We start from the raw sequence: 7258 nt of genomic DNA, 5'->3' as shown, positions 1-7258 counted from the left end.
GTCATGAGAAAGCCCATATAAATGGGTAATGTACAAGTTGCTGTAGAAGCATGTTTAATTCGTCTGATCACAGATACTTTATAAAGTATTTTAATACTTTTTTGAATCCGTCAATGCGTAAGTCCTAACTGGTTACTTATTTGAATTATTTAAACGATGTTAACTCCGAAACATACATAAAAAAAGGGCTGCTGACGCAACCCTTTTTTAATCTAAAACCGATTAACCAATGAACTTACGTGCATTACGGAACATACGTAACCAAGCACCATCTTGATCCCAGTCTTCTGGTTTCCAAGAATGCTGAATCGCACGGAAGTTACGTTCAGGGTGCGGCATCATAATTGTTGCACGACCGTCTTGAGAGGTTACACCGGTAATACCTTCCGGTGAGCCGTTCGGGTTCAATGGATAATGTTGTGTTGCATTCCCCAAGCTATCTACATAACGCAGAACCACCTGATTCGATGCGTTGAGCGCAGCAAAGTTTTCCGCAGTTGCAACCGCACGACCTTCACCATGTGCTACAGCGATCGGCAGAATCGAACCTTCCATGCCCTGAAGCAATACAGAGTTTGATTTTTCCACACGAACATTCACCGCACGTGCTTCAAACACTTCAGAAGTATTGCGGTGGAAACGTGGCCAAGCATCAGCACCCGGAATCAGCGGAGCCAACTGAGACAACATTTGACAGCCGTTACAGATACCCAGCGAGAAGGTTTCCTGACGGTTAAAGAATTTCTCAAACTGGTCACGCAGTTTAGTATTGAACAATACTGATTTTGCCCAGCCGCCACCAGCGCCCATCACGTCACCGTAAGAGAAGCCACCACAAGTCACTAAGCCTTCAAAATCATCCAGGCTGATACGACCTGCCAGCAAGTCACTCATATGTACGTCAACGGTATTGAAGCCGACTTTATCAAATGCTGCTGCCATTTCGATATGACCATTGACACCCTGCTCACGCAGAATCGCCATGTTCGGACGACGTGAATTAATGTACGGCGCTTCAATCGCTTCATTCAAATCAAATGTCGGTTTCGCAATGATACCTGCATGAGATTTGTCAGTGATAAGAGCAAATTCCTGATCCGCAGTTTGTACGTTGTCACGTAGGCGCTGGATTTGGTGGGATACTTCCGTCCAAGCCACTTGCAGATCAGCACGTTCAAGTACTAGACCGTTTACAGATAACTGATCCGTGTTATTTACCGTACCCACCACCTGAATGGCATCTTTCAGGGTAGATGCTGCAACTTCAGCTTGTAGCGCTTCCCAGTCTGCTTTGGCAATTTGAAGGACTGCACCAATTTCTTCAGCGAATAAGCTTGCAATTGATTGATCTTCTAGTGCTACACCCAAACGTGATGCGAACATCATTTCTGCAACAGTCGCCAATAAACCACCATCACCGATGTCATGATATGCCTTGATCAGACCACGGTTGTTCCAGTCTTGAACCAAAGCGAAAAATGCTTTGAAGTCATCGAAGCTGTCGACATCAGGCGTCACAGAACCGATTGCTTTATACACCTGAGACAGAATCGAACCACCTAGACGGAACTGACCTTTAGACAAGTCAATACGAACCAGTACCGACTCTTCATTTTTCAATTCAGGGGTCAATGTTTTACGAACATCGGTCACAGGTGCAAATGCAGTAATCACGCCTGACATTGGAGAAGTGACAGACTTGTCTTCGCCTTCGTCATTCCAGGTGGTACGCATTGACAATGAGTCTTTACCGACTGGAATTGCGATACCCAGTGCTGGACACATTTCCATACCGATGGCTTTTACACCTTCGAATAGCGCTTGATCTTCGCCCGGTTGACCTGCAGCAGCCATCCAGTTTGCAGACAATTTAATGTCGCTGATTTTTTCAATCTTTGCAGACATGATGTTCGAGATTGATTCAGCCACTGATAAACGTGCCGATGCAGCAGGATTGAGCAATGCGACTGGTGGACGTTCACCCATCGCCATCGCTTCACCGGTGTAGCCTACTAGGCTTGTCGTTGTTACCGCAGCATCCGCCACCGGAACCTGCCAGCGACCGACCATTTGATCACGTGCCACCATACCAGTAATCGAACGGTCACCAATACTGATCAGGAATGATTTAGAAGCCACTGTCGGGTTTTTCAAAACACGATAAATCGCATCTTTCAGATCTGTGACTTTAGCCGCGTCGAAATCATCGCCTTTGCGTTCAATGGTTTCATATGAACGGCTCATACGCGGTGTACCACCAAGCATTACCTGCATTGGCATATCCACTGGCTTGTTGCCAAATAACGGATCTTCAACGGTTAAGTGACGCGCTTCAGTTGCTTCACCGAGTACCGCAAACGGACAACGTTCACGCGCACAGATCGATTCAAATAATTCTAAAGAAGATGGACGAATCGCCAGTACATAACGCTCTTGCGCTTCATTTGACCAGATCTCCATAGGCGACATGCCCGGCTCAAGCGATGGAATCTTACGCAGATCCAGCACCGCACCGAGTTCATGGTCATTCACCAGTTCAGGCATGGCATTCGATACACCACCTGCACCCACATCATGTACAGACACGATCGGGTTCTGGTCTTCCATGCGCCAGCAAGTATCAATCACTTCCTGACAACGGCGTTCCATTTCCGGGTTTTCACGTTGTACCGAAGCGAAATCCAGGTTTTCGCCGAGTTTACCGCTGTCTACAGAAGATGCTGCACCACCGCCGAGACCGATCAGCATGGCAGGGCCACCGAGCACGATCAATAAATCGCCCGGCAAGATTGGATCTTTTTCAACGTGATCTGGACGGATGTTGCCATAACCACCGGCAATCATGATTGGCTTATGGAAACCTTTAACATCGCCATTGATGTTTTGTTCAAAGGTACGGAAGTAACCATTTAAGGCAGGACGACCAAATTCGTTGTTAAACGCAGCGCCACCCAATGGGCCTTCAATCATGATTTGTAGCGGCGATGCCATACGCGATGGCTTGCCATAGTTTTCTTCCCAAGGCTGTTCAAAGCCCGGAATGTTCAGGTTAGATACTGTAAAGCCGGTTAAACCTGCTTTAGGCTTACCACCACGACCGGTCGCACCTTCATCACGGATTTCACCGCCCGAACCTGTCGCAGCACCGGCAAATGGTGCAATCGCTGTCGGATGGTTGTGAGTTTCCACTTTCATCAAGATATGCACGGCTTGACTCTTATATTTATAAACCTGCTGGCCATTGTCTTCTTTGGTTGGATAAAAACGCTGGGTATCCGAACCGACAATCACCGAAGCATTGTCTTTATAAGCCGACAATACATCTGTAGGTGATTCTTTATAAGTATTCTTGATCATCTGGAACAATGACAATGGCTGAACTTCACCATCAATGGTCCATTCAGAACCGAAGATTTTATGACGGCAATGCTCAGAGTTTGCCTGTGCAAACATCATCAGTTCGATGTCATTTGGATTACGACCCAGCTTGATAAACGCTTCAGTCAGGTAATCAATTTCTTCCATCGACAATGCAAAACCAAATTCATTATTGGCCTTAACCAGTGCTTCTTTACCTTCACCCAGAATATCAATCGAGTTCAGTGGTTTTGGTGCTGTTTCAACAAACAGTACCGCAGCCTCTTCAATCGCATTGAATACGCTTTCAGTCATACGGTCATGCAAAATCTGTTGAACTTCATTTGATACGTCTTTTAGACCCTTCAACGTAAATAAAACGCCGCGCTCAAGACGATGAACCGGCGTATTACAGTTTTTGAAAATGTCTGTAGCTTTAGAAGACCAAGGCGAGATGGTGCCGACACGCGGTGTCACTAAAATTTGGATTTCATCACTTGCAGCCTGGTGCAATTCAAAAGATTGCCCATCGTTGAGAAGCTGTAAAGCTGATTGCTGTTGTTGCTCGCTGAGCGCTTGGTCAAAGAGGTAGACCCATTGACTTTCAATTGATTGAACAGAACTAATTGACGTCAAACGCGATAATAGTTGAGTTTTCTTAAAAGAAGAATGTGCGGGTGCACCGGCAACGATAAACATGCTGATTTTGGCTCCACGGGATGGTCTGAACAACCATGCCACAATGTGACTTGAGAGAGCGCATATTCTACTGTGAAATAAGGAAATCGGCTAGATGGCAAATACGAAAACTACGGCTGAAATATTCTGTATTTTTAAAATATTGTGTTTATTTTCAGGCAGGAAAATTGAATGTAGTCGCGTAGATTAACACAATTTGTTAAAGAAAAATCAAAACCGATTAACAATAATTTCACTTAAGAAAATTGTATTATTTTTCAACAGCAAGACCACTTAAAATGCGTACAGAACTTATTCTTGAGCCGTTATAAAAAACTTATTAAGGATAGACTAAAGCTTCTCGGGTTGACATACTCCCACCACTTTCACGATGTTCAAGTGGGGGATTCTAAAAGCAAAAGCTCTTAGGTGACTTCCTCACGGATTTCACTTGCTTTCTGCTTCGCAAGGCGACCTTTACCGCATCCACCCTCCACAGACAAAACGATGTGTCCCACCGCCAAAATGTTGCGAGAAGCATTAATATCTGCATTCTCGCTAAAACAACAACTGACACACTCAAAGTTTGCTTGAGTAAGCCTATTTTCTTTTGCAACATGACCACATGAACTACAAGTTTGACTTGTATATCTAGGGTCAACTTTAACAAGCAAACCACCTCGCCATTGCTGTTTGTACTCCAACATACCAACAAGCATTGACCAACCTTGATCCAGGATTGATTTATTTAAGCCGGACTTGGCTTTAACATTCTTTCCTTTTTTCTCGATTGAGCCTTTCGCTGACTTCGACATATTGGCTACTTTTAAGTCCTCAACTACGATCATTGCGTGGTTTTTGCTGAGCGTTGTGGTGACTTTGTGCAAGTAGTCATGCCGAATATTGGCAATATGATGGTGTAATGTATTGATCTTGAGATTCAGCTTTTTCCAATTTTGACTGAACTTGTTTTTCTTTCTCAGCTTGCGCTGAAGCCTAGCCAACTTTACTTGATTGGCCTTGAAACTATTGATCGGGTCGAATACTTGACCACTAGACGTTGTAATTAACTTTTTAATACCTAAATCAATGCCAATGGCTGATTTCGATGGATGGACTGGTGCTTCTACCGTATTTTCAGCACCAAATGACACATACCATTTCCCGACATGCTTGGAGATTGTGACGTTCTTAATCTCACCCACAATATTTTGTGATTTTCTGAATTTCACAACGCCAATGTCATTAGGTAACTTAACTTGGTTGCCTTTAACCCAACAGTATCTATTGAATTGAACAATACGAATGGAATCACAGCCATTAGATTTCTTTTTGAATCGTGGCATGAGTGGTCTAAGTTGGACTTCACGACCATCAGGCAATTTAAAGAATCTTGGTTTTTTGGCTTTAAATGGTTTTTGCTTTAACTTGGCTTGTTCTTTCGGGTCAAAGAACTTCCCCCAAGCATCACCAAGATCACGCACTTTTTGTTGAAGTGAAACGCCATTTGAACTATTTTCTAGAAAAGCACACTCAGGTTTTTTTCGTAATTCAGGAATTTTATTGACTAAATTAACTTTGTTGATTCGCTCATTATTAGCAAGCATCTCGAACGATACAGCTAAAATTTGATTCCAAACAAAACGTGCAGAGCCAAGCAACTTATTTAAAACAAGCTCCTGCTCTGCATTAGGCTCAAGCCTAAATTTATACGCTTTGTTGATTTTCATAAATGAGTATGTATGTGTTAATATAATCAAATGCTATCATTAAATGAACAATCAAACAATGACTGAAATCTATAAAAACCGCCATTCAGCCTTTAACTTACACGTACACTTAGTATTTATTACAAAGTACAGAAAGAAAATTCTAAATGATCTACATCATAAGTATTTTAGTGAGTGTGTAGCCGAAATATGCAAAGATTTTGATGCAGAGCTAAAAGAATGTAATGGTGAGGCTGACCATGTTCACATGCTTATTCAGTACCCACCAACTGTTCAGCTTAGTAAGTTGGTGAATAATTTAAAATCGGTAACAAGCAGAAGAATGCGGAATGAATTTTTAGATTTACGTGGTAGTTATGCAAAACCTGTTTTATGGTCACGATCTTATTTTGCAGGGTCGTGCGGTGGTGCGCCCTTAGATATTATTAAGAAATACATTCAAAACCAACAAGGTTAAAATCTGTGAAATTCACCTCCACCCTGACTGTCGGGTGGAGTCCTCTTTCACTTACAGATAGACTGAAACAGTCGAGTTCATTTTTTAGCTCATCTCTCTGTCGGCGAGTTGCACTACTGAAATAATTTTGTATCCAGCTATCCCCATTCCGGGCTCCATTGCAGGATTTAAGACTCTGCCCCGCTGTTCTCCCTTTTCGAGCCTGTCTGTATGAGCAAACTATATCGCCTGCTTCAATCGACTTCCAGTAATATCCGGTAGCCCAGATTACTCCGATCACTCATCTTAATATATGAACTCTATTCAAAGATACCTAAATCTCACATATAAGACCTCACCATAGTTTCTAATAAAGAGTGAGAATTAAAATCAATAGATCTACTTTAGTAAATGGATTTCCAGGATATTAAGTCTGTTTTCACCGATATATTAACCAAAAATATTGATTCAAATATTTCTTAAATTCTTCGCTAAAAAGAGCGAAATTACATGCTAATCAATTGAAAATATAAAGCTTAAATTCAAACTGATTCTCGGCCTCTATTCTTATGCAAAAATTCAGAATATATAAGCATCATCAGACATGAATTAATGAAAGTTTTTTAGGCTATTATGAAAAAAATCACTACTCATAATGAAGAAAATAAGAAATATTAAAATTTTGTTACTTTTTCATTTTCTGACTGACATCCATCTTTATTCTAATAAAAAACCATGCAATAAATACCTGTAATTCCTATAAAAATATATAACCAACAGATCTACATTTTATAAGATGTTGAAATCAAAAATAGCCTTATATCAGCAAAGAATCTACATAATTAATGACTTCATCAGTAAATTTGATGATTTTATGTTAACCTCTACGCCAATTGCTGAGGAAATGTCCACATTCAGGACGCATGAATCATCCTCTTTTCTGCTGCAGATATGAATATCCAATTGATATTCAGACGCTGGTTTTTTTATTTTCTGTAGCTTCACTGCTCTGTCTAATCTAGAGCCTTAATCTGTTGCCAATGATTTAATTTTCAAA

The 7258-nt window shown here is 41.7% G+C and carries 3 protein-coding genes; 1 reads left to right on the top strand and 2 read right to left on the bottom strand.

All coding sequences use genetic code 11. The features are described 5' to 3' along the window. Positions 1-222: 222 nt before the first annotated feature. Entirely contained in the window at positions 223-4056 is a 3834-nt protein-coding gene (gene purL / locus FTU45_RS08190) for a phosphoribosylformylglycinamidine synthase (RefSeq protein WP_180076240.1), read from the bottom strand. A 404-nt stretch (positions 4057-4460) separates the two neighbouring features. Next, complete coding sequence (locus FTU45_RS08185; RefSeq protein WP_074382690.1) at positions 4461-5765, bottom strand: RNA-guided endonuclease TnpB family protein; 1305 nt, start codon at positions 5763-5765, stop codon at positions 4461-4463. A gap of 43 nt (positions 5766-5808) precedes the next feature. Here FTU45_RS08185 and tnpA point away from each other — a divergent pair, with 43 nt between their 5' ends. Beyond that, complete coding sequence (gene tnpA / locus FTU45_RS08180) at positions 5809-6222, top strand: IS200/IS605 family transposase (protein ID WP_081273078.1); 414 nt, start codon at positions 5809-5811, stop codon at positions 6220-6222. Positions 6223-7258: the final 1036 nt, after the last annotated feature.

The sequence above is a fragment of the Acinetobacter sp. YH12106 genome (genome assembly GCF_013418995.1).
Taxonomy (GTDB): Bacteria; Pseudomonadota; Gammaproteobacteria; order Pseudomonadales; family Moraxellaceae; genus Acinetobacter; species Acinetobacter pseudolwoffii.
The sequence above is the reverse complement of the archived record's forward strand: the minus strand, read 5'-3'. Positions and strand labels throughout refer to the sequence as shown.